Source organism: Pseudonocardia pini, from assembly GCF_013870575.1.
Taxonomy (GTDB): Bacteria; Actinomycetota; Actinomycetes; order Mycobacteriales; family Pseudonocardiaceae; genus Pseudonocardia; species Pseudonocardia pini.
The window spans coordinates 1-2,258 of record NZ_JACBXB010000840.1 but is presented as its reverse complement, the minus strand read 5'-3'; the positions used below and the strand labels follow the sequence as shown (position 1 = coordinate 2,258).

The following is a 2,258-nucleotide window of genomic DNA, read 5'->3' as shown; positions in this document are numbered from 1 at the left end:
GGCCAGCGGGTCCGCGGGCTCGTAGCCCTCGGCGTAGCGGACGTCACCGTCCTCGAGCGCTTGGCGCATCCAGGTCCCCCACGCGTCGACCCGGCGGTCGAAGTCCACCAGCTGGCGGAGCTTGTCCTGCACCTGGTCGTACTGGGCGGGCGTGCCCGGCGTGACGTCGACGACCTGGCCCACGTTCCAGCCGAACTGGTTCTGCAGCGGTCCGTACACCTCGCCTGCGGGCACCGCGAAGGCCGCCTTGCCGTAGTCGGCCTGCAGCTGGTCCGCGCTGACCGTGCCCAGGTCGCCGCCCTTGTCGCGGGTGCTGGTGTCGATGCTCGACGTGCGGGCCAGCTCGGCGAAGTCGGCGCCGCCGCGGAGCTGGTCGGCGATCCGGTTCGCGGCGTCCTGGTTGGTCACCACGATGTTGCGCAGGGTGCGGGTCTCGGGGACCCCGAGCCGGTCCGCGTACTGCGGGAACGTCGCCCGCATGTCCTCGTCGGTGGTCGTCACGGTCTCGGTGACCTTGGTGAACAGCGCCCCGACGGCCATCTGCTGGCGGATCTCGTCGAGCACCTTGTCCTCGGTGGTCCCGACGTTGCCGAGCACCTTGACGAAGTCGTCGTGCGCGGTCGGGCCCGGGCCGAGCTGCTGGGTGATGTAGCCGTTGAGGGTCTCGCGGACCTTGGTGTCGGCCACGCCGACGCCGAGCTGCCCCGCCTGGTCGTCGAGGACCATGGAGACGGCGACGGCCTTCGCGGCGTCGCGGCGGAAGGCGTCGAGCTTCGCCGGGTCCCCGGTGGGGGCCTGGACGCCGTAGAGGGCGTGCAGGGTCTGGACGCGGTCGTCGAGCTCGGCGACGGTGACCACGCGGTCGCCCACGGCCAGCGCCGCGCCCGCCGGGAGGGCGGTGACGCGGTACCAGACGAACCCGCCGACCCCGGCGAGCAGCGCCAGCACCACGACCGCCACCGCGATCCGGCCCGGCCACGTCCGCGGCACCCGCGGGTGCCGCGCGGCGTGGACCGCGCGGTCGAGCAGCCGCGCGGCGGCGGAGCGCGGCGCGGTGGGCTCGGGGTCGGCCGGGTCCGCGGTGGACCCGGTGGACCCGGTGCTCTCGGTGGGCGCGGGCTCGGCCAGTCCCTCGGAGGTCACCGTCTCGGGGGCGGCCACCTCGGTGGCGGCACCGTCCGCGTCGGGGGCGGCGTCCGAGTCGAGGGCGGCGTCCGAGTCGAGGGCGGCGTCACGGACCTCCTCGGTGTCCGTGACGTGCTGGTCTGCGTCGACCTTCATGCGGAGACTCCTACGAGCGGGGGCGATTCGGGGAGCGCGTCCGGTCCGGGATCCTCCGGCGGGGACGCGGGGAGCGGTGGGTACACCGCGACGACGAGGTGCGCGGCGAGCGCCGAGAGCAGCACCGAGCCCGCGAGCAGGAGACCGAACTCCCGCATCACGGCCAGCTGGGACACGGCGAGCACGGCGAACCCGGCGCCCGCGGTCAGCGCCGCCAGGGTGACGGCGGTGCCCAGCCGCCGGTCGCCGTGCCGGACCGCGTCGCACATCATCACCGTGAACTCGCACCCGACGGCCGCGGTGAGCGACCCGAGCGCGACGGTCAGCGGGTTCAGCGGGGTGCCGGTGACCCAGAGGAGCAGCAGCTCGGTACCGGTGGCGAGCACCGCCGCGGCGACGGCGCGGGTCGCGTCGCCGCGGCGGCGCAGGCCGAGGAACAGGACCGCGCCCGCCGCGACCAGCCCGGCGAGGCTCGCCAGGTACCGGTCCGCGGACACGAGGTCGTACCCCTGGACCGCCACGGTGGGCAGGCCGGAGAGCTCGACGCGGTAGCCCGGCGGCGGGGCGGGCAGCTCGGCGGTGAGCGCGGCCGTGAGGTCGCGCAGCCGGTCGAGGTCGTCGAGCCGGACGCCGAAGGACATGGTCGACACCCGGGCGTCCCCGCGGACGACCGCGCTGGTCAGGTAGGGCGGCAGCAGCCGGATACCCGCGTCGATCTGCTCCTGGGTGGGCTGTGCCCCCAGGAACCCGAGCATCCCGGTCGCGGACAGCGCGGGGCGGGCCTCGTCGCCGTGCGACCGCACGACGGTCTGCTGCGCGGAGTTCATCCAGGCCCAGGCCTCGGGGCTCAGCACCGAGTGGCCGTCGTCCGCGGTGAGGACGACCGACAGCTCGCCGCCGCTGCCGAGGACGTCCTCGACGCGGTTCGCCTCCGCCACCGCCGGCAGGCCCGCGGTGAGGTCGTCGATGCTGGTCTG

At 75.2% G+C, this 2,258-nt stretch carries 1 protein-coding gene and 1 pseudogene; both read right to left on the bottom strand.

The annotated features are described in order from the left end of the window. On the bottom strand, window positions 1-1,281 hold a 1,281-nt coding region (locus tag H5J29_RS29740; RefSeq protein WP_181784286.1), incomplete at its 3' end, for a peptidylprolyl isomerase. Further along, window positions 1,278-2,258: pseudogene (locus H5J29_RS29735) on the bottom strand (RND transporter); the annotation flags it as partial. The pseudogene H5J29_RS29735 and the gene H5J29_RS29740, both read right to left, overlap by 4 nt.